Genomic DNA, 20,733 nt, shown 5'->3' on the forward strand with positions numbered 1-20,733 from the left:
TGTCAGCCCTCCCCCGTTGCCGTCATGCGCTCGACATGGCGCATCACGGCGGCACCGGCGCGCGCCCAGCATTGATGGCCATGGATCAGGATGGCGATGCTCAAGGCCTCCATGATCTGCCCGGGCGTCAGGCCGGCGCGCAGCCCCGCCTCGGCATGGGCGATCGCGCCCTCCACATGGCCGGCCACCACGTCGAGCACGATGAAGACGAGTTCCTTGCTGGCGAGCGGCAGGTGCCCCTCCGGCGGCAGGCGATAGGCGGCCTCCCGCGCCATCAGATAGGCGGCGAAGGCCTCCGGCGCGTGCCGCTGCAGCAGCGCGACGCTGTCCGGCACGCCGCCGATGGTCTGCCCGAAATGCCTGTCCGCTTCGTCCATGTCCACGCCTCGCGCCGCACCGATGCCCCCCCATTGGGCCGTGATTCGAGCCAGGAGAGAAGGCCGCGTGATCCATGACTGAACCCGCATCGGGACGTGGCCCGCTCGACCTGCTGCTGCGCGCGGTCGATGGCGCCTGCACCATCGGCGCCTGGGTCGCCGGCATCGCCGCCGCGCTGCTCGCGCTGATCCTGATCACGGAGGTCATCGCCACCTCCTTCTTCGCCTGGTCTCAGCCCTGGGCGGTGGAATACGCGATCTACCTGCAATGCATGGTGCTGTTCTGCGGCGCGGGCTGGACGCTGCGGCAGGGCGGGCACATCCGCGTGGCGATCCTGCTGCAGGCGCTGCCCGCGCCGGCGGCGCGGCTGCTGGACATGGCCGGCTGCACCTTCGCCATCGGCGTGCTCGGCTACGCCTGCTGGGCACTCTGGCAGCAATGGCTGCGCACCATCGATTTCGGCTCCACCTCCTTCTACCCCATGGCGACGCCGCTCTGGATCCCGCAGGGCTTCCTCACGCTCGGCGTCACGCTGCTGGTGCTGGCCTTCGTCGCGCGCCTGGTGCGGCTGCTGCTGGGGCAGGATGTCGAGGCCAAGGCAGCCCTTTCCGGCGGAGGCGTCGAATGACCGGCCCCCTCACCCTCGTCCTCGGCATGCTCTTCGTCACCCTGGCGGGTGGCGTCTGGGTCGGTGTCGGGCTGATGTCGATCGGCATCGTGGCGCTGGAGGTCTTCCGCGACATGCGGGTGGACCGCTTCCTCGCCGGGGACATCTGGTCCAGTTCCACCGCCGTCGAGCTCATCACGCTGCCGCTCTTCATCCTGATGGGGGAGATCCTGTTCCATACGCGGCTGTCGGAGAACCTCTTCGCCGGCCTCTCGCCCTGGACGCGGCGGCTGCCGGGGCGGCTGCTGCATGTGAACGTGCTGGGCTGCACCCTCTTCGCCGCGGTGTCCGGCAGCAGCGCCGCCACCACGGCGACCGTCGGGCGCATCACGCTGCAGGAGCTGCTCGGCCGCGGCTATGACCGGCGGCTCGCGGTGGGGTCGCTCGCCGGCGCGGGGACGCTCGGCTTCCTCATCCCGCCCTCCATCCCGATGATCGTCTATGGCGTCGTCGCCGATGTCTCGATCCTGGAGCTGTTCATGGCCGGCATCGTGCCGGGCCTGCTGCTCGCGATGATGTTCATGGGCTGGATCGGTTTCCGGTCGTGGCAGGACCCGAGCCTGGTGCCGGCGCAGGAGCCCGCGATTCCGCGCAAGGAAGCGCTGCTCGCCCTCGGCCAGCTCGCCCCCATCGCCTTCCTCATCCTGTTCGTCATGGGCAGCCTCTATTTCGGCTTCGCCAGCATCACGGAAGCGGCCGCGATCGGCGTGCTCGGCTCACTCATCGTCGCCATCGCGCAGCGGACGCTGACGCTGGCCGGCATGTGGGGCGCGCTGCTCGGCACGGTGCGCACCTGCTCCATGATCGGGCTCATCATCGTCGGCGCGCTGTTCCTGTCGAAGGCCATGGCGCGGCTCGGCCTGCCGGCGGATGTGGCGAATGCCATCCAGGCCTGGGGCCTGCATCCCTGGATGCTGATCTTCGTGCTGCTGCTCTTCTACCTGGCGCTGGGCTGCATCCTGGATGGCCTCTCCGCCATCGTCATGACGCTGCCCGTGACGCTGCCGCTGGCCGTCGCGGCGGGGTTCGATCCGATCTGGTTCGGCGTCTTCCTGATCATCACCATCGAGATGGCGCAGATCACGCCGCCCGTGGGCTTCAACCTCTTCGTCATCCAGGGTTTGACGAAGGAGGGCATCTTCAGGATCGCCGCCTATGCCTGGCCCTTCTGCGTCATCATGATGGTCTTCACCGCCCTGATCACCCTGGCCCCGGATATCGTCACGGCGCTGCCGAAATCGCTGCGCGGATGATGGAACGCCTTGGCGGCCTCATCCGCCGCCATGGCCTGCCGCTGATCGCGGCGGGGGCCTTCATCGGCATCGCGCTGCCGGACCTCGCGAGTGCGATGCGCCCCTGGCTCGTGCTGCTGTCCATCGGCACGATGATGGTGGCCTTGCTGCGGATCGAGCCCGCGGATTTCGGCGCGGTGCTCCGCCGCCCGCTGCTCGCGATCCTCATCCTCGCCTGGGTCACCGTCATCGTCCCCGTGATGGTGTGGCTGGCGCTCAGTCCCTTCCTGGCCGCCGATTCGCCCTTCCTGGCCGCCGCCGTGCTGATCGCGGCCACGCCCTCCGTCATGTCGGCCTCCGCCTTCGCCATCCTGCTCGGCGCCGATGGCGCGCTGCTGACCGTGGTGGGCATCCCCTCCAACGCGCTGGCGCCGGCCTGGCTGCCGATGGTGGCATCGCTGATGGGGGTGGGCGCACAGGTCGACCCGCTGGGCATGGCGCAGCGGCTCGCGGTGCTGGTCGGCGGCAGCTTCGCGGGCGCGATCCTGGCCGTGCGCATCTTCGGCCGCCCCGCCATCCGCCGCGCCGCGCCGGGGCTGGATTCGGCCGTGGTGCTGCTGATCACCGTCTCCGCCATCCCCTGCATGGATGGCGTGGGCCCGGCGCTGATGGCGCGGCCCGCCACCTTCGCGGCCATGCTGGCCTTCGCGCTCGGCCTCAACATGGTCCTGCAGGTCATCGGCTACCTGGTCTTCCAGCGGGCCGCCGTCGCCGCCGCGCTCTCCGCCGCCCTCGTCACGGGGTCGCGCAACAACGTGCTGCTGCTGGCCGCCATCGGCGCGCCGGGGGATGGCGACCTCAGCCTCATCATCTCCGCCGCCCAGCTCACCCTCTTCATCATGCCGAGCCTGGTGGCGCCCAGCTACCGCGCGATTGCCCGCCGCCGGCGTTGAATGCGCGCGGCGTCTCGGCTATGAATTTGTCCGGACAAATCAGGAGACGCCGCATGGTACAGACCCACACGGAAGTGGCACCCCAGCGCTTCCGCGAAAGCTTCGGCCGCTACTTCGAGGATTTCCAGGTCGGCGACATCTACGAACACCGCCCCAACCGGACCATCACGGAGACGGAGAACACCTGGTTCACCCTGCTGACGATGAACCAGCACCCCATGCATTTCGATGCCGAATACGCCAAGCACTCCGAATTCGGCCGCTGCATCATCTGCTCCCCCTTCACCGTCGCGCTGCTGGTGGGGATGAGCGTGAGCGACGTCAGCCAGAAGGCCATCGCCAATCTCGGCTGGAAGGAGATCAAGCTGACGTTTCCGCTGTTTGCCGGCGACACGCTCTCCGGGGAGAGCGAGGTGCTCGACAAGCGGGAGTCCAAGTCCCGCCCCAATGCCGGGATCGTCGCGGTACGCACCCGCGGCTACAACCAGGACCGCAAGCTGGTCTGCGAATTCGATCGCATGATGCTGATCGCCAAGCGCGGCTTCGACGTGGAGAAGAAGGCCGGCTACTGACCGGCCCGCCCCGCTCGACTCCGGGGAGTTGGTTGTGCCGGGCGGTCCCGGTCGCTATCTTGGCCCCCGGACCGAGAACACAGCATGAACGACCTCTTCTCCCGCGGCGGCCCCTCCAAGGCGGCCGCCAAGCCTGCCGCCAAGGCGCCCGCCCCTGCCGCGGGCGGCTCCGACTATTCCGCCAAGGACATCGAGGTCCTGGAGGGGCTGGAGCCCGTGCGCCGGCGGCCGGGCATGTATATCGGCGGCACCGACGACAATGCGCTGCACCACCTGGCCGCCGAGATCATCGACAATGCGATGGATGAGGCCGTGGCCGGCCATGCCGACCGCATCGAGGTGACGCTGGAGGCCGGCAACTGGCTGACCGTGCGGGACAACGGCCGCGGCATCCCGATCGACCCGCACCCGAAATTCCCCAAGCTCTCCGCGCTGGAGGTGATCCTCACCACGCTCCATTCCGGCGGCAAGTTCTCCGGCAAGGCCTATGACACCTCGGGCGGCCTGCACGGCGTCGGCTCCTCTGTCGTCAATGCGCTGGCGGAGCGGATGGAGGTGGAGGTCGCGCGCGACCGCACGCTGTTCGGCCACGCCTTCGAACAGGGCAAGCCGGTCCAGAAGCTGAAGAACCTGGGAGCCGTCCACAACCGCCGCGGCACGCAGGTCCGCTTCAAGCCGGACCCCGAGATCTTCGGCAAGCAGCTCTTCCAGCCCGCCCGCCTGCACCGCCTCTGCCGGTCCAAGGCCTATCTCTACAAGGGCGTGGAGATCCGCTGGAACTGCGACCCGAAGCTGGTGGAGGGCACCGACACCCCCGCCAGCGCCACCCTGCATTTCCCGGGCGGGCTGCGCGACTTCCTCGCCACCTCCATCGAGGGCCGCGCCACCGTGGTCCCGCAGCCCTGGGCGGGCGAGGTCGGCTTCGCGGAAGGCGCAGGGCGCGCCGAATGGGCCATCACCTGGGTGGAACAGGGCGATGGCTTCCTCTCCACCTATGCCAACACCATCCCCACCCCCCAGGGCGGCACGCATGAGGCCGGGCTCCGCGCCGCGCTGGTGAAGGGGCTGCGCGCCTATGGCGAGCTGAAGAAGGAACGCCGCGCCGCCTCCGTGACGGCGGAGGACCTCTTCGGCGGCCTGGCCGGCATGTGCTCCGTCTTCATCCGGGACCCGCAATTCCAGGGCCAGACCAAGGACAAGCTGACGAGCCCGGAGGCCGCGCGCCTGGTCGAGAATGCGCTGCGCGACCATTTCGACCATTGGCTGGCCGGCGACCCCGGCAACGCGGACAACCTGCTGGCCTGGACCATCGAGCGGGCGGAGGAGCGCATCCGCCGGCGGGAGCAGAAGGAGACGCCGCGGAAATCCGCGACCCGCAAGCTCCGCCTGCCCGGCAAGCTCGCCGACTGCTCCCGCGAAGGCGTGGACGGCACGGAGCTGTTCCTGGTGGAGGGCGACAGCGCCGGCGGCTCCGCCAAGCAGGCAAGGGACCGGGAGACGCAGGCGGTGCTGCCGCTGCGCGGCAAGATCCTGAACGTGGCCTCAGCCTCCGCCGACAAGCTGCGCCAGAACCAGGAGCTGCGCGACCTGATCGAGGCGCTGGGCTGCGGCGCCGGGGACCGCTTCGACCTGGCGCGGCTGCGCTACGGCCGCATCGTCATCATGACGGATGCCGATGTGGACGGCGCCCATATCGCGGCCCTGCTGATGACCTTCTTCTACAAGGAACTGCCCGAACTGGTCCGCCAGGGCCGCCTCTTCCTGGCGCAGCCCCCCCTCTTCCGCCTGCAGGCGCCCGGCAAGACCGTCTATGCCAAGGATGATGCGGACCGGGAGCGGCTGCTGAAGCGGGAATTCAAGGCCAACCAGAAGGTCGATGTCAGCCGCTTCAAGGGCCTGGGGGAGATGCCGCCCGCGTCGCTCAAGGAAACCACGATGGACCCGAAGCGCCGCACCCTGCTGCGGGTTGTGCTGCCGAGCGAGGAGCGCGCCCGGACGTCGGAGCTGATCGAGGCGCTGATGGGCCGCCGCCCGGAACTGCGCTTCCGCTTCATCCAGGACAATGCCGCCCGGGTGGACGAGGAATCGGTGGACGCCTGACGGCGTCCGCCCCGCCTGCCAGCCTATCCGCGCGCCGCCTGCCAGCCTATCCGCGCGCCGCCTGCCAGCCTATCCGCGCGCCGCCTGCGCGACTCCGACGACGAAGGGCACCGGGTTCACCGGCCGCACCTGCCGGGCCGGGGAGGTGACGAGGATCTTGAGGAACCGCCCCGCCGCCGGGCCGAGGCAGACCAGCGTCTGCACCTCCTGCCGCCCATAGGTGCCGTGCAGCGTGGCGCAGCGCATCGGCGCCTGGCCCGGCACCTCGACATCCGTGCGGTCGCGCTCCGCGATGCGCTGGCTGGTGCGGGTGCCCGCCATGGCCACCGCCTCGCTCACCGCGGCGGTGAACTCGGCCTGCAGCGCGGCCGAGTCGGTATTGTCCGGCACCCCCGCCAGGCCGCGGTCATAGACGCTGACGGTGGCGACGGCGCTGCGCGCCGGGCCGTCATAGTCCATCGCCACGCCGAGCCCCGCGCGGGACTGTTCGTGCCAGGTGGTGTCGCGGCGCGTGAAGCCCGCGACGGCATCGGGCAGGCGATCCGCCACCGCCGCCAGGGTGGGGCGCCCCCCGGCGGGCGACGCCCCCGTCGCCACCTCCTCCCCTTCCTGCGGCGCACACCCGGCCAGGCCGAGGGAGAGCGCGACGAGGATCGGGAAGGGGGCGTGGCGCATGGTCAGCGGTTCCTGCGCAGCAGCTGCTGCGTCAAATCCACCACGATGGTGGCCACCATGGCCACCACGGCCACCTGGAACAGGGTCGCGAAGATCCAGAGGCCCACGGGGAACACCTCCGGCACCGCCATCCAGCCGAGCGGCAGGAAGAGATAGCCATACGCCTCCGGCACGTTGTCCGCCACCTGGTGCGTGCCTTCGAAGATCATCTGCCCCGCGACGTAGAGGATGACGAGCAGGCCGAGCCAGGCGATCCAGCGGTTCTTGTCCAGCAGCTTGGCGATCAGCGTCGCCGCCACGCCCATCAGCACGACCGAGAAGGCGAGGCCGATGATCATGATGTAGGGATGGTCCTTCGCCGCGCCGGCCACCGCCAGCACGTTGTCGAGGCTCATCGACACGTCCGCCACCAGGATCTGGGTGATGGCCTGCCGCAGCGTCTTGCGCGGATTGCCGTTCTCGTCGAGCTCGACGCCGGTATCCGTCACCTCGCCATCGCCATGCCCGCCGCTGCGCAGCTCGCGGTACATCTTCCAGCACACCCACAGCAGCAGCACGCCGCCCGCCAGCGTGATGCCGACGATCGAGAGCAGCTGCACGGTGATGGAGGCGAAGCCGATGCGCATCAGCGTCGCGGCCGCGATGCCCCAGAAGATCGCCTTGCGACGCTGGTCGGCCGGCAGGCCCGCGGCCGCCATGCCAACGACAATCGCATTATCGCCCGCAAGGACGATATCGATGAAGAGAACCTGCCCGAGAGCGACAAGCTCCGGGCCAAATGAAGAAAAATCCATGTTAAGACGCATCCATTCCCGGTCTCGGCGGCGCTAATTCCATTGGCGGCGGGAGGCTTGTCAACCGCCTCTTTACGGCGTCATCACCCGCTGATGGCGTCTCTTTCATGGAATCCACGACATGGTCCCCCGCTACAGCCGACCTGACATGGTCGCCATTTGGTCGCCGGAGTCGCGCTTCAGGATCTGGTTCGAGATCGAGGCGCTGGCCGCTGAAGCGATGGCAGAACTCGGGACCATCCCGGCCGAGGCCGCGGTCGCGATCCGCCGCGGCGGCAGCGCCAAGGTGGCCGCGATCACGCAGGCCGACCTCGACCGCATCGACGCGATCGAGCGCGAGACTCGCCACGACGTGATCGCCTTCCTCACCTGGCTGGGCGAGGGCATCGGGCCGGAGGCACGCTTCGTGCACCAGGGCATGACGAGCAGCGACGTGCTCGACACCTGCCTCGCCGTGCAGCTGACCCGCGCCGCCGACCTGCTGATCGCCGATGTCGATGCGCTGCTGGTGGCGCTCCGCAACCGCGCGGAGGAATACCGCCACACGCCCACCATCGGCCGCAGCCACGGCATCCATGCGGAGCCGACGACCTTCGGGCTCAAGCTGCTCGGCTACGTCGCGGAGTTCGAGCGCAACCGCGCGCGCCTGGTCGCCGCGCGGGCGGAGGTCGCGACCTGCGCCATCAGCGGCCCCGTCGGCACCTTCGCCAGCGTCGATCCGCGCGTGGAGGCGCATGTGGCGAAGCACCTGGGACTCGCCGTCGAGCCCGTCTCGACCCAGGTCATCCCGCGGGACCGCCACGCGGCGTTCTTCTGCGCGCTCGCCGTGGTGGCCAGCGGCGTGGAGCGCCTGGCCACGGAAGTCCGCCACCTCCAGCGCAGCGAGGTGCGGGAGGCGGAGGAATTCTTCCACGCCGGCCAGAAGGGCAGCAGCGCCATGCCGCACAAGCGGAACCCGGTGCTGAGCGAGAACCTGACCGGCCTGGCCCGCATCGTCCGCGGCTATGCCATGCCGGCGCTGGAGAATGTCGCGCTGTGGCATGAGCGCGACATCAGCCACAGCAGCGTGGAACGCGTGATCGGGCCCGACGCCACCATCACCCTCGACTTCGCGCTGATGCGCCTGACCGGGATGATGGAGAAGCTGACGGTCTATCCGGAGCGGATGGCGGAGAACCTGGAAAGCCTCGGCGGCGTGGTGCACAGCCAGAAGGTGCTGCTGGCGCTGACCCAGGCGGGCATGAGCCGGGAAGGCGCCTATGCCGCCGTGCAGCGCTCCGCCATGGCCACCTGGCAGGCGCTGGGCAAGCCGGGTGCCAAGGATTTCCGCAGCAACCTGCTGGCGGACCCGGAGGTCGCGGCCTGCATGACGGCGGAGGCGCTGGACCGCGCCATGGATCCCGCGCGGGACTTCGTCCATGTGGACCAGAGTTTCGCGCGCGTCATGGGCGGCAAGCGGGACTGATCGCGCCCACGTCATCCCGGATGCCGCGGTTTCGCCATGGGTGGTGCCTATCTCCTCCACCCATGAGGAGGCCCGTGTGATGTCCAGGATTCCGGGGATGGTGGTGGCCGCCCTGCTCGGCATGGCGGCGCCGGCGATGGCGCAGCAGGGCGCGCTCGGCGTGGACTGGAAGCCCTATGGCACCTACGTCCCGCCACCGCCCTACTACGCGCCGCCGCCGGCCTATTACGCGCCGCCGCCGCCCGCCTACTACTACTACCCGCCGCCGCGGCCCCGCCACTACGCGCCGCCGCCGGTCTACTACTACGCGCCGCCGCCGCCCCGGCCGCGCTACTACCGCCCGCCGCCACCGCCCGGCGTCGGGCTCTATTTCCGCTTCTGAGGACCCCTGCTTCAAGGACCAGTGGCCGCCCGTGTGCACCGTCATCTGCCTGTGGCGCCCGGGCCATGCCTGGCCCGTGCTGGTCGCGGCCAACCGGGATGAGAGGCTGGACCGCGCCTGGCAGGGCCCGGCCGCGCATTGGCCGGACCGGCCCGGCGTGGTCGGCGGGCGGGACCTGACGGCGGGCGGCACCTGGATGGCGCTGGGCCCAGGGGGCGTGCTGGCCGCCATCCTCAACCGGCCCGGCAGCCTCGGCCCCGCCGCGGGCAAGCGCAGCCGGGGCGACCTGCCGCTGGCCGCCGCCGCCGCCCCCTCCGCCGAGGCCGCCGTCGCGGCCATGGCCGCCCTCGATGCCGGCGCCTGGCGCCCCTTCAACATGGTGATCGCCGACCATGCCGGCGCCTGGTTCGTGAAGGGCCTGGGCGAGGGCCGGCCGCGGGCCATGCCGCTCGCCCCGGGGATTTCCATGGTCACGGCGCATGACCCCAATGACCTCGGCAGTCCCCGCACCGCCCGGCACCTGCCGCTGTTCCAGGCCGCGCCGCCGCCCGATCCGGACCGGGATGACTGGTCGGGGTGGGCCGCGCTGCTGGCGGATGACACCACCCGCCCCGGCATGGGGGCGGAAGCGCTGCGGGTGCCGCCGGTGGGCGGCTTCGGCACGGTCTGCGCCAGCCTGGTCGCCCTGGCGGCGGATGGCCGCCGGCGCTGGCGCTTCTGCCCGGCCCCGCCGGGCACCGCGCCCTTCGCCCCGGTGGCCCTGTCTCCCCCCTTGGCCGCCCCCTGAACACGCCGCCGGGCAGCATCCCGCCGGTGGCGTGGCGGGCTTGTTGTTCCCCTGCTATAGCGACCCCGGCACCGGGCCCCGCGCCCGGCCGCACCCGCGCGCCCCATTCCCTGGCGGCCGCGGCAGTCGAGGAGTTTCAGCACCATGGCGCGCCGCCGTCAGCTCTACGAGGGCAAGGCCAAGATTCTGTTCGAGGGCCCGGAAGCCGGCACCCTGGTGCAGTATTTCAAGGACGACGCGACCGCCGGCAACGGCGCGAAGAAGGGCACGATCACCGGCAAGGGCGTGCTCAACAACCGCATCAGCGAATACCTGATGATGAAGCTGACCGAGATCGGCATCCCGACCCACTTCATCCGCCGGCTGAACATGCGCGAGCAGCTGATCCGGGAGGTGGAGATCATCCCGCTCGAGATCGTCATCCGCAACGTCGCCGCCGGCAGCCTGGCCAAGCGCCTCGGCATCCAGGAAGGCACGCGGCTGCCGCGCTCCATCCTCGAATACTACTACAAGAACGACGCGCTCGGCGATCCGATGGTGTCGGAGGAGCACATCACCTGCTTCGGCTGGGCCTCTACCCAGGACCTGGACGACATGGTGGCGCTGTCGCTGCGGGTGAACGACTTCCTCACCGGCCTCTTCCTCGGCGTCGGCATCACGCTGGTGGACTTCAAGCTGGAGTTCGGCCGCCTCTACGAGAATGACGAGATGCGGATCGTCCTGGCCGATGAGATCAGCCCGGACAATTGCCGCCTCTGGGACGTCAAGACCGGGGAGAAGATGGACAAGGACCGCTTCCGCCGGGACCTCGGCAAGGTCGAGGAAGGCTACCAGGAAGTGGCGCGCCGCCTCGGCATCCTGCCGGAAGCGGGTGTCAGGGACATGAAGGGGCCGGAGACCGTCCAGTGAAGGCGCTTGTGACCGTGATGCCGAAGCCCGGCGTCCTCGACCCCCAGGGCAAGGCCATCGGCCACGCCCTCTCCTCCCTCGGCTTCGCCGGCGTCGCCGATGTGCGCGCGGGCAAGGTGATCGAGCTGGAGCTGGCGGAGACGGACCCGGTGAAGGCCAAGGCCGCCGCGGAGGAGATGGCCCGCAAGCTGCTGGCCAACACCGTGATCGAATCCTTCCGGGTCGAGGTGGTCTGACCCCCGATGGTCAAGGTCTCCCTCCTTGTCATGCTGGTGCTGACGGTCCTCATCTCCATGGGGCTCCGCTGGCGCGAGCAGCGCATGCCGGCGGTGGCGCAGTCGAAGCGCCTCGGCCTGGTGGCGCGGGGCAAGAAGGGGCTGGACCGCTGGGTGACCGCCGCGGCGCTGGCCGCGCTGACGACCCTGGTCGTCGTGGGCGGGCTGCACTGGCTGCGGGTCTGGGTGGGTTGAGAGACCGTTTGAGAATGCCGGCGGCTGAGGCTTCGCGAGGGATTTTGCGTGCTGGGAAGGCGCCGGGTGCGGCCGATGCTGGTTGCATCGGCAAGCCCGGCAACGCACCCAGCGCGGAAAAGCCCAGCGAAACCGACCCGCCGGTGTTCTCAAACGGTCTCTGAGGGGCGCTGCCGTGACGACGGCGGCATCCCTGTACAGTCAAGGCCCGTCTCCGGCGGGCGAACGGGTGGCACCATGAACGCCGTCATCATCGTCTTCCCCGGCACGAACCGGGAGAGGGACATGGCCATCGCGCTGGAACGCGTCAGCGGCCGCAAGCCGACGCTGCTGTTCCACCGCGCGGATGCGCTGCCCGCGGGCACGGACCTGGTGGTGCTGCCCGGCGGCTTCAGCCATGGCGACTACCTCCGTTCCGGCGCCATGGCGGCGCAATCGCCGATCATGCGGGCGGTGCGGGACTTCGCGGCGAAGGGCGGCCATGTGCTTGGCGTCTGCAACGGCTTCCAGATCCTGACGGAGGCCGGGCTGCTGCCCGGCGCGCTGCTGCGCAATGCGACGCTGCGGTTCCTATCCATGGATTGCCACATGCGGGTGGAGCGCGCGGGCACGCCCTTCACCGCCCATTGGCAGCAGGGCGCCGTGTTCCGCGCGCCCATGGCGCATGGCGACGGCAACTACTTCTGCGATGACGAGACCCTGGCCCGGCTGAAGGGCGAAGGCCTGGTCGCCTTCCGCTACAGCACGCCGGAGGGCGAGGTGACGCCCGCCGCCAACCGCAACGGCGCGCGCGACGGCATCGCGGGCATCCTCTCCCCCAATCTCCGCATCTGCGGGCTGATGCCGCATCCCGAGGACCTCGTGGACCCGCTGATGGGCGGCACGGATGGGCTGCCGATGTTCACCTCCCTCGTCGAGAGCCTGGCCACCGCATGACTGACGCCCCGACCTCCCTCGACGCCGCGCGGGCGAAGCAGCTTTCCGCCGAATTCGGCCTGAAGGCCGATGAGTATGACCGCGTGCTGTCGATCCTCGGCCGCACGCCGTCGCTGACCGAACTCGGCATCTTCTCCGTCATGTGGTCGGAGCACTGCTCCTACAAGTCGAGCCGCGTCTGGCTGCGCCAGCTTCCGACCAAGGCGCCCTGGGTCATCCATGGCCCCGGCGAGAATGCGGGCGTGATCGATATCGGCGACGGGCTGGCCGCCATCTTCAAGATGGAAAGCCACAACCACCCGAGCTTCATCGAGCCCTACCAGGGCGCCGCCACCGGCGTCGGCGGCATCCTGCGGGATGTCTTCACCATGGGGGCGCGGCCGATCGCGAACCTCAACGCGCTGCGCTTCGGATCGCCCGAGGCGCCGCGGATGAAGCGCGTGATCGATGGCGTGGTGCGCGGCATCGGCGGCTATGGCAACAGCGTCGGCGTGCCGACCGTGGGCGGCGAGGTCAACTTCCACCCCGCCTATAACGGCAATCCGCTGGTGAACGCGATGACCGTCGGCATCGCGCCGAAGGACCGCATCTTCCTCAGCGCCGCGGCCGGCATCGGCAACCCCGTGGTCTATGTGGGCTCCAAGACCGGGCGCGACGGCATCCATGGCGCCACCATGGCCAGCGCCGAATTCTCCGCGGATTCCGAGGAGAAGCGCCCCACCGTCCAGATCGGCGACCCCTTCACGGAGAAGCTGCTGATCGAGGCCTGCCTGGAGCTGATGGCGACCGACATGATCGTCGCCATCCAGGACATGGGCGCGGCGGGGCTCACCAGTTCCTCCGTCGAGATGGCGGGCAAGGGCGGCGTCGGCATCGAGCTGGTGATGGACAATGTCCCCCAGCGCGAAGTGGGCATGACGGCCTATGAGATGATGCTCTCCGAGAGCCAGGAGCGCATGCTGATGATCCTGAAGCCCGGCCGGGAAGCCGAGGCCCAGGCCATCTTCCATAAGTGGGAACTCGATTTCGCCGTCATCGGCCACCTGACCGATACCGGCCACATCGTCATCCGGCACAAGGGCGTGGTGGAGGCGGACATTCCCCTCGCGCCGCTGGAATCCGAGGCGCCGCTCTATCGCCGTCCCGCGGCGGAGACGCCGAAGCAGCCGGTGCTGGATGCCGCTTCCATCGCCGATCCCGTGGGCCCTCTGGCGGCACTCGAGACGCTGGTCGGCAGCCTCGACCTCTGCTCCCGCCGCTGGATCTGGGACCAGTATGACAGCACGGTCGGCGGCCAGACCGTGAAGCGCCCGGGCGGCGCGGATGCCGCCGTCGTCAAGCTCGAAGGCCTCAAGCGCGCCCTCGCCATCACCACGGACTGCACGCCCCGCTACTGCCAGGCGGACCCGGAAGCGGGCGGCGCGCAGGCGGTGGCGGAAGCCTGGCGCAACCTGACGGCGGTCGGCGCCAAGCCGCTCGCCATCACGGACAACATGAATTTCGGCAACCCCGAGAAGCCGGAGATCATGGGCCAGTTCGCCTCCGCCGTGCGGGGCATGGCGGCGGCCTGCACCGCGCTCGACTTCCCGGTCGTGAGCGGCAATGTCTCCCTCTACAACGAGACCGAGGGCCGCGCGATCCTGCCCACGCCGGCCATCGGCGGCGTCGGCGTGCTGGAGGATGCGGCGCAGTCCATCGGGCTGGCGCTGAAGCCGGGCCTCGACCTGGTGCTGGTCGGCGATACGCAGGGCTGGCTCGGCCAGTCGCTCTGGCTGCGGGAGATCGCGGGGCGGGAGGAAGGCGCACCGCCGCCCGTGGACCTCGCGGTGGAGCGCCGCAACGGCGACTTCGTCCGCGCCCGCATCCTGGAAGGCAGCGTCAGCGCCTGCCACGACCTGGCCGATGGCGGCCTGCTGGTCGCGGTGGCGGAGATGGCGATGGCGGACGGCACCGGCGCCACCCTGGCCGCCCCGCCCGCGGGTATCGCGCCCCATGGCTGGTGGTTCGGGGAGGACCAGGCCCGCTACGTCCTGGCCGTCACCGATGGCGCCGCGCTGGCCGCGGCCGCGGCCGCCGCCGGCGTGCCGGCCGCGATCATCGGGCGCAGCGGCGGCGGGGACTTGGTTCTTGCCGGCGGCTCCTCCATATCCGTGGCTTCGCTGCGGGCGGCCCATGAGGCCACCCTGCCGGCGCTGATGGAGGGGAGAGCGGCCTGATGGCGATGGATGCGGCGGAAATCGAGGCGTTGATCAAGGCCGCCCTGCCCGATGCGCAGGTGACGATCGAGGATCTCGCCGGCGATGGCGACCATTATGCCGCGAAGGTCGTCTCCACGGCCTTCAAGGGCATTCCCCGCGTCAGGCAGCACCAGATCGTCTATGCCGCGCTGCAGGGGCGGATGGGGGGCGCGCTGCATGCCCTCGCCCTCCAGACCTCCGCGCCGGACCCGGCTTAACCGCGACAACAGGGACCCGACCCCGATGAGCAACCCCACCTTCGACCGCATCCAGGCCGATATCGATGCGAATCCGGTCGTGCTCTACATGAAGGGCACGCCGGTCTTCCCGCAGTGCGGCTTCTCCGCCCGCGTGGTGCAGATCCTTTCCCACGTCGGCGTGCCCTTCAAGGGCATCAATGTCCTGGAGGACATGGAGATCCGCGAGGGCATCAAGGCCTTCTCCAACTGGCCGACCATCCCCCAGCTCTACGTCAAGGGCGAGTTCGTCGGCGGCTGCGACATCGTCACCGAGATGTTCCAGGCCGGCGAGCTGGAGACGCTGCTGGCCGAGAAGGGCGTGACGACGAAGGCCTCCGCCCAGTAAGGGCACGGCGCTGCTTGCGGGGTGTTGATTTCGGCACCCCGCCGGCCTGCCCCACTCTGGGGTGATGGCCGCGCCCCTGATATCGATCGTCACCCCCGCCTTCGACGTCGCCCCCTTCATCGGGGATGCCGTCGCCTCCGCCCGGGCCCAGTCGCTGACGCGGTGGGAGATGGTGATCGTCGATGACGGATCGCGCGACGGCACGGCGCTGGCCGCCGAGCGCGCCGCCGAGGGCGATCCCCGGATCCGCATCCTCCGCCAGGCCAATGCCGGCGTCTCCGCCGCCCGCATGGCGGGCATCGGGGCCGCGGCCGGCGGGGCGCTGCTCTTCCTCGATGCCGATGACTGGCTGGCGCCGGATGCCCTGGCCCGGCTGTCTGCCGCGCTGGATGGCGCGCCGGGCGCCGTCGCGGCCTATGGCCCCTGGGCGGCGGTCGCCGAGGGCGCCCGGCCGGGCGACCCGCCGCTCCGCCTCAAGCCCGGCCCCTACCCCGCCGGCGACATCCTGAAGCGCCTGCTGGTGGAGAACCTGCTGGCGAATGGCGGGCACCTGCTGGCCCGGCGCGCGGCCTTCGAGGCCGCCGGCGGCTTCCGCCCCAGCCTCCGCTACGGGGAGGATTGGGAGTGCTGGATCCGCCTGGCGCTGGCCGGCCCCTTCGCCACCGTCGAGGGCCGCGAGCCCCTGCTCCATGTGCGGGAGCGCGGCGGCAGCGCCTATCGCCGCATGGCGCGGGACCCCGCGGCCTTCGCCCCCGCCATGGCGGCGATCTGGGAGAATCCGGCGCTGGCGGATCGCCTGGGCCCCGCCACCGCGGCCCGCATCCGCCGCCGGGCGCAGGCCGAGAATGACTGGGTGGTCGGCAAGGAATTGCTGCGCCATGGCGCAAGGGCGGAGGGGCTGCGGGTGCTCCGCGCCTCCGCCCTGGCCGCGCCGAGCCTCAAGCGCCTGGCGCTGCTGGCCGCCGCGCACAGCCTGCCGGCCCTGCCCGCCCGCCTGCACGGCCCCTTCGCGCGGTACCCGGAGGCGCGGGGGGCGTGACCGGCTGCAGAATACTGCGGATTTAGGACTACTGTGGCTTTAGCCGATTAAGCCGTTTTAGCACCTTTAGTCGCGTTTTCGCATGGGCACGCCGGATCGCGGCGGCAGGCTGCGGACATGGATCGGCCCCGTGGTGACCGGAACATAACAAAAACATCGACGCGAAAGCCAGCGGAATCATGCTGCTGTGTTCGCAGGCCATCCTGCGCGGGGGCGTGCGCCCATGCGATGCTGGCGGCGCAACGGTAGGGGCGCCAGGCAGGACGGATGACGGAGAGCGGTGACAGGCGGCCGATCGCGGCGCGGGACCTCGGCATCATGCAGCGCCTGGCGGGCGCGCTGGTCCGGCGCGGCGCCTCGGCCGATGGCATCTCGCTGGCCGGCATGGGGGCCGGGCTGCTGGCGGGGCTCTGCCTGGCCGGGACAGCCTGGTGGCCGCAGGCGGCGATCCCGCTCTGGCTGCTCGGCGCGCTGTTCATCCAGCTCCGGCTGCTGGCGAACCTGCTGGACGGCATGGTGGCGATCGGGCGCGGCATCGCCTCCCCGGCCGGGGAATTGTTCAACGAGGTGCCGGACCGCGTCTCCGACACCGCCGTGCTGGCGGGCCTCGGCATCGCGGCGGGGGATCTGGCGCTGGGGCTCGGCGCGGCGCTGGCGGCCATGGCGACGGCCTATCTCCGCGCGGTGGGCAAGGCGGCCGGCGCGCCGAGCGACTTCCGCGGCCCGATGGCCAAGCAGCACCGCATGGCGCTGGTCACGGCGCTCGCGATCGCCTGCGCCGTGCTGCCTTCGGCCTGGACGGCGGCGCTGCCGGGGATGGCGCTCTGGGTCATCCTGCTGCTCTCCCTGGTCACGGGGTGGCGCCGGCTGCAGGGCGCCTGGACGCAACTGGCCCAGCGGAATGACCCCGAATGAGCGCTTTTGCCCATCCAGTCACCGTCTGGATCGTCGGCGCCACCCTGGCGGTGGTCGCGACCGCGGCGCTGGTGATCGGCGGGCTGAGTCTGGCCGGCCGCGGCACGCCGGCATTCCGGCGGGAGCTGTGGCTGCGGCTCGGTTCCTGGTGCGTGCTGCTGCCGCTGATGATCGGGCCGGTGCTGGCGGGGCGGGAATGGACCATCCTGGCCGTCACGCTGCTCGGCCTGCTCTGCTACCGCGAATATGCGCGGGCGACGGGGCTGTTCCGGGAGAGGGTGCTCTCCGCCGTCGTGGTGCTGGGCATCCTGTTGGTGAATTTCGCGGCGCTCGACCATTGGTACGGCTTCTTCGTCGCGCTCTGGCCGCTGACGGTCAGCCTGCTGGCCGTCGCCTCCATCCCGCAGGACCGGCCGGAGGGCTATATCCAGCGCGTCGGCCTGGCGGTGCTGGGCTACATGCTGTTCGGCGCGGGGCTCGCCCATCTCGGCTACATGGCGAATGACCCGGGCTACCGGCCGATCGTGCTGCTGCTGCTGACGGCGGTGGCGCTGAACGACGTGGCGGCCTTCACCTGCGGCAAGATCCTGGGCGGGCCTAAGCTGCTGCCGGCCACCAGCCCCAACAAGACCATCGCCGGCGCGCTGGGCGCGGTGGTGGTGACGGGCAGCGTCGTCGCGCTGATCGCGCAGGCCCTGTTCGGCGCGACGCCGATGGGCGGCTGGTTCTGGCTGCTGCTGCTGGGCGTGCTGGTCAGCGTCGCCGGCCAGGCGGGGGACCTGATGCTGTCCTCCATCAAGCGCGACATCGGCATCAAGGATATGGGCGTGGTCCTGCCCGGCCATGGCGGCATCCTGGACCGCTTCAACAGCCTGCTGCTGGTCTCCCCGGCCGTCTTCCACTTCATCGGCTATTTCGTGGGCTTCGGGCTGGATGAGCCGACGCGGATCTTCACGCAATGAAGTCGTGGGAGATCAAGCCGGCCCGGGATCTCGGCCTGCCGCTGGGCCAGCGGCTCCGCAGCCTGGCGCGGGAACGGGGGCTGGTCGGCCTGGCGCTGAACGGGGTGTGGCGCCACGCGCTCCGCCTCTACCTGGCGGCGGCGCATCGGCTGGAGGTGGAGGGGCGTGAGAACCTGCCGCCGCCGCCCTTCGTCATCATCGCCAACCACGCCAGCCACCTGGATGCGCTGACCCTGGCCGCGGCCTTGCGCGGGGAGGCCGCGCGGGCCGCGCATGCGCTGGCCGCAGGCGAGGTCTTCTTCGGCAAGCCCGCCGGCGCCGCCTTCGCGGCCTATGCCATCAACGCCCTGCCCGTCTGGCGCGGCCGGACGCAGCGGAGCGAGCTGAAGCTGCTGCGGGAGCGGCTGCTGGAGGACCGGCTGGCCTATATCCTCTTCCCCGAGGGCACGCGGAGCCGCGACGGGACCATGGCCCCCTTCCAGCCGGGGCTCGCGATGCTGGTGGCGGGCACGCCCGTGCCGGTGGTGCCCTGCTGGATCGAGGGCGCCCATGCAAGCTGGCCACCCTCCCGCCGCTGGCCGAGGCCGGGGAAGCTGCGGCTGCGGATAGGGACGCCGCTGGTGTTCGAGGATGTGGCGGCGGATGCGGAGGGGCGGGCGCGGATCGCGCAGGCGGCGCGGGATGCGGTGGTGGCGCTGCGGGAGGGGTGAGCGTGGCGGGAGAAACGCGCAGGCGATGATCCGCCGGGCGATCAGGCATGAGTTTGTGCCATGAGACTGAGGCGTGCCGGGCTTCTGCTCCCCGATGCGTCAAGACGCTGGAATCGCTGGCCAGCAGTGGCGACCCAGGAAGCCACGTTGACGAAGCCCTGCCAGCGGGGTCCGTCGCCGATAGCGTGACGAGGGCTGTTATGCGGCCCGTTGCAGACGCGGCATCGTTGCGGTTATGCGCTGGTCAGATTGCCACCCATCCATGTCCGGCAACTTCCGCGCTGTATAGGCTTGGATGACAGGGGAACCGCATGATCGCCTTGGCGTCCGACATCATCGGCGTCTTCATGATTTGCGTGCCGGGCACGCAAACGACGCCAACATGGAGCGTCACGTCACAGGGCGTTGGTGAGCCGGCGATGGTCTGCGTCCAACCGTCGGGTCGGGGCACGCCGCCTCGGCCGCCGCAGCAAGCGTCCGCCGATGCTGGCTGTTCCGTTCGCGGCACACTCTATCCCGAGTGGACGTTCGTCATGACCACGACGGGTTCGCTTCGTTGCATGCGCCCTGCAAGCGACCCTGCTGCGCCGCTGCGTTGGACGCCGAGCCTGCCTGGTGAGGGCCTGCGCCTGCAACGGGGCAACGCGCTCTGAGGCATGCGACGGCACCTGCGTGGCGCATGGGCGTACCTGTGCGGTCGCGAGGCGCAGACGCCGTCCAACGGTCGGGCAACTGGCGCCAACGCGCGTATCAACCTTAGGCAAGCACGCCGTGCTTCGTGCCGTGCAAGGTCCGCTTTCCGCTGTTCTCGCGCGTGCGAATTCCGCCCGGCAACAGCCTCCCGCCGCCCTGCCCCGAAACGCAAAACGCCGGCCCCTTGCGGGACCGGCGCTTCGTGTAACCCCGAAGGATCGCTGGATCAGCGCGAGTAGAACTCGACCACCAGGTTCGGTTCCATCTGCACGGGGTAGGGCACGTCCGACAGCTTCGGCGCGCGCAGCAGGCGGCCGCGCATCGCGCGGTGGTCGATCTCGATGTATTCGGGGACGTCGCGCTCGCCGGACTGGGCGGCGTCCAGCACCGCGGTCAGGGACTTCGACTTCTCCTTCACCTCGATGATGTCCGTGTCCTTGACCAGGTAGGACGGGATGTTGAGGCGCTTGCCGTTGATCAGCACATGGCCGTGGTTGACGAACTGGCGCGCGGCGAAGGGCGTCACCGCCAGCTTCATGCGGTAGATGATGGTGTCGAGGCGGCGCTCCAGCAGCTCGATCAGGTTCTCCGAGGTGTCGCCCTTCCGGCGCACGGCTTCCTCGTAGTACTTGCGGAACTGCTTCTCGCCGATGTTGCCGTAGTAGCCCTTGAGCTTCTGCTTCGCCATCAGCTGCACGCCGAAGTCGGTGGGCTTCTGCTTGCGGCGCTGGCCGTGCTGGCCGGGGCCGTATTCGCGCTTGGCGATCGGGGACTTGGCGCGGCCCCAGAGGTTCACGCCGAGGCGGCGGTTGATCTTGTACTTGCTTTCCGCGCGCTTGGTCATGCGCTGCTCCTGCCCCGCCGCGGCTTGTGCCGTGGTGCGGGTTCTTCTTGTGCCGGCACCCTTATGGGCATCGCGGCGGGTTGTCCCGGTAGGCCCGTGGCCCGGATGGCCGCAGGCGGGCGCAGGCCCCGAAGGCCTGTCCACGTTCCCGGAAGTGGCGGGCTTCTAGGGGCGGGGGGGCGCCTTGTCAAACCAGGGTTGGGCCCCCTACTCCCGCTTCATGGTCAAGCGCGAAGAGATCCTGGTCCTCGGCCTCACGGCTGGTGTCGTCGGCAGCCTGGTAGGCGGCATGATGCTCGGCATCGGCATGGGGTTGATCATCGGCGGGCAGCATCTGGGCTGGCTGCTGCTGCTGCCGGCGGCGCCGCTCTCCGGCCTGCTGGGTTACATCCTGGCCCGAAAGCTGGCGAAGCAGCTCTGACGACGGT

General features: G+C 70.2%; 24 protein-coding genes and 1 pseudogene. 21 read left to right on the forward strand and 4 right to left on the reverse strand.

What is annotated here, in order from left to right:
* Positions 1 to 2: 2 nt before the first annotated feature.
* Positions 3 to 377: a carboxymuconolactone decarboxylase family protein gene (locus tag JJI54_RS18555; RefSeq protein WP_203074548.1), complete on the reverse strand. Its 375-nt coding sequence runs from the start codon at positions 375 to 377 to the stop codon at positions 3 to 5.
* Positions 378 to 451: 74 nt separating this feature from the next.
* Here JJI54_RS18555 and JJI54_RS18560 point away from each other — a divergent pair, with 74 nt between their 5' ends.
* The 5 genes from JJI54_RS18560 to parE all read left to right on the forward strand — a co-directional run bounded on the left by JJI54_RS18560 (position 452) and on the right by parE (position 5,902).
* A complete protein-coding gene (locus tag JJI54_RS18560; protein ID WP_203074549.1) occupies positions 452 to 1,006 on the forward strand; it encodes a TRAP transporter small permease in 555 nt (184 codons plus the stop codon).
* The gene (locus JJI54_RS18565; protein WP_203074550.1) at positions 1,003 to 2,298 is read left to right on the forward strand and encodes a TRAP transporter large permease; all 1,296 of its coding nucleotides are present in this window, start codon (positions 1,003 to 1,005) and stop codon (positions 2,296 to 2,298) included. Before JJI54_RS18560 ends, JJI54_RS18565 begins: the two co-directional genes overlap by 4 nt.
* Positions 2,295 to 3,230, forward strand: coding sequence for a hypothetical protein (locus tag JJI54_RS18570; RefSeq protein WP_203074551.1), 936 nt, complete (start codon positions 2,295 to 2,297; stop codon positions 3,228 to 3,230). Before JJI54_RS18565 ends, JJI54_RS18570 begins: the two co-directional genes overlap by 4 nt.
* A 53-nt stretch (positions 3,231 to 3,283) precedes the next feature.
* A complete protein-coding gene (locus JJI54_RS18575) occupies positions 3,284 to 3,802 on the forward strand; it encodes a MaoC family dehydratase (protein WP_203074552.1) in 519 nt (172 codons plus the stop codon).
* Positions 3,803 to 3,886: 84 nt separating this feature from the next.
* Positions 3,887 to 5,902, forward strand: coding sequence for a DNA topoisomerase IV subunit B (gene parE, locus JJI54_RS18580; protein ID WP_203074553.1), 2,016 nt, complete (start codon positions 3,887 to 3,889; stop codon positions 5,900 to 5,902).
* Between the two features lie 69 nt (positions 5,903 to 5,971).
* On the opposite strand, the gene JJI54_RS18585 is transcribed toward parE, so the two are convergent.
* Positions 5,972 to 6,577 carry a hypothetical protein gene (locus tag JJI54_RS18585; protein WP_203074554.1) on the reverse strand — a complete coding sequence of 202 codons (606 nt, stop codon included), beginning with the start codon at positions 6,575 to 6,577 and terminating at the stop codon, positions 5,972 to 5,974.
* 167 nt (positions 6,578 to 6,744) lie between these two features.
* Positions 6,745 to 7,371: pseudogene (locus JJI54_RS18590) on the reverse strand (TerC family protein); the annotation flags it as partial.
* Positions 7,372 to 7,492: 121 nt separating this feature from the next.
* On the opposite strand from JJI54_RS18590, the gene purB reads away from it, so the two are divergent.
* The 15 genes from purB (at position 7,493) to JJI54_RS18665 (ending at position 19,421) form a co-directional block, all read left to right on the forward strand.
* Positions 7,493 to 8,836 (forward strand): adenylosuccinate lyase, encoded by a 1,344-nt coding sequence (purB, locus tag JJI54_RS18595; protein WP_203074556.1) that lies wholly within the window; start codon positions 7,493 to 7,495, stop codon positions 8,834 to 8,836.
* 79 nt (positions 8,837 to 8,915) lie between these two features.
* Positions 8,916 to 9,218 (forward strand): hypothetical protein, encoded by a 303-nt coding sequence (locus JJI54_RS18600; protein ID WP_203074557.1) that lies wholly within the window; start codon positions 8,916 to 8,918, stop codon positions 9,216 to 9,218.
* 31 nt (positions 9,219 to 9,249) lie between these two features.
* The gene (locus JJI54_RS18605; RefSeq protein ID WP_203074558.1) at positions 9,250 to 10,005 is read left to right on the forward strand and encodes an NRDE family protein; all 756 of its coding nucleotides are present in this window, start codon (positions 9,250 to 9,252) and stop codon (positions 10,003 to 10,005) included.
* A gap of 144 nt (positions 10,006 to 10,149) precedes the next feature.
* Positions 10,150 to 10,914, forward strand: a complete 765-nt coding sequence (gene purC, locus JJI54_RS18610) for a phosphoribosylaminoimidazolesuccinocarboxamide synthase (RefSeq protein ID WP_203074559.1) — start codon at positions 10,150 to 10,152, stop codon at positions 10,912 to 10,914.
* Positions 10,911 to 11,150 (forward strand): phosphoribosylformylglycinamidine synthase subunit PurS, encoded by a 240-nt coding sequence (gene purS / locus JJI54_RS18615; RefSeq protein ID WP_203074560.1) that lies wholly within the window; start codon positions 10,911 to 10,913, stop codon positions 11,148 to 11,150. The genes purC and purS overlap by 4 nt, the downstream gene beginning before the upstream one ends.
* Positions 11,151 to 11,156: 6 nt before the next feature.
* On the forward strand, positions 11,157 to 11,384 hold the full coding sequence (locus JJI54_RS18620; RefSeq protein ID WP_203074561.1) for a hypothetical protein: 228 nt from the start codon (positions 11,157 to 11,159) through the stop codon (positions 11,382 to 11,384).
* A 237-nt stretch (positions 11,385 to 11,621) separates the two neighbouring features.
* Entirely contained in the window at positions 11,622 to 12,320 is a 699-nt protein-coding gene (gene purQ / locus JJI54_RS18625) for a phosphoribosylformylglycinamidine synthase subunit PurQ (protein ID WP_203074562.1), read from the forward strand.
* Complete coding sequence (gene purL / locus JJI54_RS18630; protein WP_203074563.1) at positions 12,317 to 14,536, forward strand: phosphoribosylformylglycinamidine synthase subunit PurL; 2,220 nt, start codon at positions 12,317 to 12,319, stop codon at positions 14,534 to 14,536. The genes purQ and purL overlap by 4 nt, the downstream gene beginning before the upstream one ends.
* Positions 14,536 to 14,775 (forward strand): BolA family protein, encoded by a 240-nt coding sequence (locus tag JJI54_RS18635; protein WP_203074564.1) that lies wholly within the window; start codon positions 14,536 to 14,538, stop codon positions 14,773 to 14,775. The genes purL and JJI54_RS18635 overlap by 1 nt, the downstream gene beginning before the upstream one ends.
* A gap of 25 nt (positions 14,776 to 14,800) precedes the next feature.
* A complete protein-coding gene (gene grxD, locus JJI54_RS18640; protein WP_203074565.1) occupies positions 14,801 to 15,142 on the forward strand; it encodes a Grx4 family monothiol glutaredoxin in 342 nt (113 codons plus the stop codon).
* Between the two features lie 64 nt (positions 15,143 to 15,206).
* On the forward strand, positions 15,207 to 16,181 hold the full coding sequence (locus JJI54_RS18645) for a glycosyltransferase family 2 protein (protein WP_203074566.1): 975 nt from the start codon (positions 15,207 to 15,209) through the stop codon (positions 16,179 to 16,181).
* Between the two features lie 267 nt (positions 16,182 to 16,448).
* A complete protein-coding gene (locus JJI54_RS18650; protein WP_203074567.1) occupies positions 16,449 to 17,096 on the forward strand; it encodes a CDP-alcohol phosphatidyltransferase family protein in 648 nt (215 codons plus the stop codon).
* Positions 17,093 to 18,058, forward strand: coding sequence for a phosphatidate cytidylyltransferase (locus JJI54_RS18655; protein ID WP_203074568.1), 966 nt, complete (start codon positions 17,093 to 17,095; stop codon positions 18,056 to 18,058). The genes JJI54_RS18650 and JJI54_RS18655 overlap by 4 nt, the downstream gene beginning before the upstream one ends.
* Entirely contained in the window at positions 18,055 to 18,768 is a 714-nt protein-coding gene (locus JJI54_RS18660) for a lysophospholipid acyltransferase family protein (RefSeq protein ID WP_203074569.1), read from the forward strand. Before JJI54_RS18655 ends, JJI54_RS18660 begins: the two co-directional genes overlap by 4 nt.
* A 311-nt stretch (positions 18,769 to 19,079) precedes the next feature.
* Positions 19,080 to 19,421, forward strand: coding sequence for a hypothetical protein (locus tag JJI54_RS18665; RefSeq protein ID WP_203074570.1), 342 nt, complete (start codon positions 19,080 to 19,082; stop codon positions 19,419 to 19,421).
* A gap of 266 nt (positions 19,422 to 19,687) precedes the next feature.
* On the opposite strand, the gene rpsD is transcribed toward JJI54_RS18665, so the two are convergent.
* Entirely contained in the window at positions 19,688 to 20,305 is a 618-nt protein-coding gene (gene rpsD, locus JJI54_RS18670) for a 30S ribosomal protein S4 (RefSeq protein ID WP_164696152.1), read from the reverse strand.
* Positions 20,306 to 20,525: 220 nt separating this feature from the next.
* On the opposite strand from rpsD, the gene JJI54_RS18675 reads away from it, so the two are divergent.
* Complete coding sequence (locus tag JJI54_RS18675; protein ID WP_203074571.1) at positions 20,526 to 20,726, forward strand: hypothetical protein; 201 nt, start codon at positions 20,526 to 20,528, stop codon at positions 20,724 to 20,726.
* The last annotated feature ends 7 nt before the right edge of the window (positions 20,727 to 20,733 follow it).

Origin of the sequence: Falsiroseomonas ponticola, assembly GCF_016805305.1 — a bacterium.
GTDB classification, from domain to species: Bacteria; Pseudomonadota; Alphaproteobacteria; order Acetobacterales; family Acetobacteraceae; genus Falsiroseomonas; species Falsiroseomonas ponticola.

What these genes read in the sequence shown, in the direction of transcription:
- JJI54_RS18555 (WP_203074548.1), bottom strand. Translation starts at nt 377, where the DNA reads ATGGACGAAGCGGACAGGCATTTCGGGCAGACCATCGGCGGCGTGCCG.
- JJI54_RS18560 (WP_203074549.1), top strand. Translation starts at nt 452, where the DNA reads ATGACTGAACCCGCATCGGGACGTGGCCCGCTCGACCTGCTGCTGCGC.
- JJI54_RS18565 (WP_203074550.1), top strand. Translation starts at nt 1,003, where the DNA reads ATGACCGGCCCCCTCACCCTCGTCCTCGGCATGCTCTTCGTCACCCTG.
- JJI54_RS18570 (WP_203074551.1), top strand. Translation starts at nt 2,295, where the DNA reads ATGATGGAACGCCTTGGCGGCCTCATCCGCCGCCATGGCCTGCCGCTG.
- JJI54_RS18575 (WP_203074552.1), top strand. Translation starts at nt 3,284, where the DNA reads ATGGTACAGACCCACACGGAAGTGGCACCCCAGCGCTTCCGCGAAAGC.
- parE (WP_203074553.1), top strand. Translation starts at nt 3,887, where the DNA reads ATGAACGACCTCTTCTCCCGCGGCGGCCCCTCCAAGGCGGCCGCCAAG.
- JJI54_RS18585 (WP_203074554.1), bottom strand. Translation starts at nt 6,577, where the DNA reads ATGCGCCACGCCCCCTTCCCGATCCTCGTCGCGCTCTCCCTCGGCCTG.
- purB (WP_203074556.1), top strand. Translation starts at nt 7,493, where the DNA reads ATGGTCCCCCGCTACAGCCGACCTGACATGGTCGCCATTTGGTCGCCG.
- JJI54_RS18600 (WP_203074557.1), top strand. Translation starts at nt 8,916, where the DNA reads ATGTCCAGGATTCCGGGGATGGTGGTGGCCGCCCTGCTCGGCATGGCG.
- purC (WP_203074559.1), top strand. Translation starts at nt 10,150, where the DNA reads ATGGCGCGCCGCCGTCAGCTCTACGAGGGCAAGGCCAAGATTCTGTTC.
- JJI54_RS18620 (WP_203074561.1), top strand. Translation starts at nt 11,157, where the DNA reads ATGGTCAAGGTCTCCCTCCTTGTCATGCTGGTGCTGACGGTCCTCATC.
- purQ (WP_203074562.1), top strand. Translation starts at nt 11,622, where the DNA reads ATGAACGCCGTCATCATCGTCTTCCCCGGCACGAACCGGGAGAGGGAC.
- purL (WP_203074563.1), top strand. Translation starts at nt 12,317, where the DNA reads ATGACTGACGCCCCGACCTCCCTCGACGCCGCGCGGGCGAAGCAGCTT.
- JJI54_RS18635 (WP_203074564.1), top strand. Translation starts at nt 14,536, where the DNA reads ATGGCGATGGATGCGGCGGAAATCGAGGCGTTGATCAAGGCCGCCCTG.
- grxD (WP_203074565.1), top strand. Translation starts at nt 14,801, where the DNA reads ATGAGCAACCCCACCTTCGACCGCATCCAGGCCGATATCGATGCGAAT.
- JJI54_RS18645 (WP_203074566.1), top strand. Translation starts at nt 15,207, where the DNA reads ATGGCCGCGCCCCTGATATCGATCGTCACCCCCGCCTTCGACGTCGCC.
- JJI54_RS18650 (WP_203074567.1), top strand. Translation starts at nt 16,449, where the DNA reads ATGACGGAGAGCGGTGACAGGCGGCCGATCGCGGCGCGGGACCTCGGC.
- JJI54_RS18655 (WP_203074568.1), top strand. Translation starts at nt 17,093, where the DNA reads ATGAGCGCTTTTGCCCATCCAGTCACCGTCTGGATCGTCGGCGCCACC.
- JJI54_RS18660 (WP_203074569.1), top strand. Translation starts at nt 18,055, where the DNA reads ATGAAGTCGTGGGAGATCAAGCCGGCCCGGGATCTCGGCCTGCCGCTG.
- JJI54_RS18665 (WP_203074570.1), top strand. Translation starts at nt 19,080, where the DNA reads ATGATCGCCTTGGCGTCCGACATCATCGGCGTCTTCATGATTTGCGTG.
- rpsD (WP_164696152.1), bottom strand. Translation starts at nt 20,305, where the DNA reads ATGACCAAGCGCGCGGAAAGCAAGTACAAGATCAACCGCCGCCTCGGC.
- JJI54_RS18675 (WP_203074571.1), top strand. Translation starts at nt 20,526, where the DNA reads ATGGTCAAGCGCGAAGAGATCCTGGTCCTCGGCCTCACGGCTGGTGTC.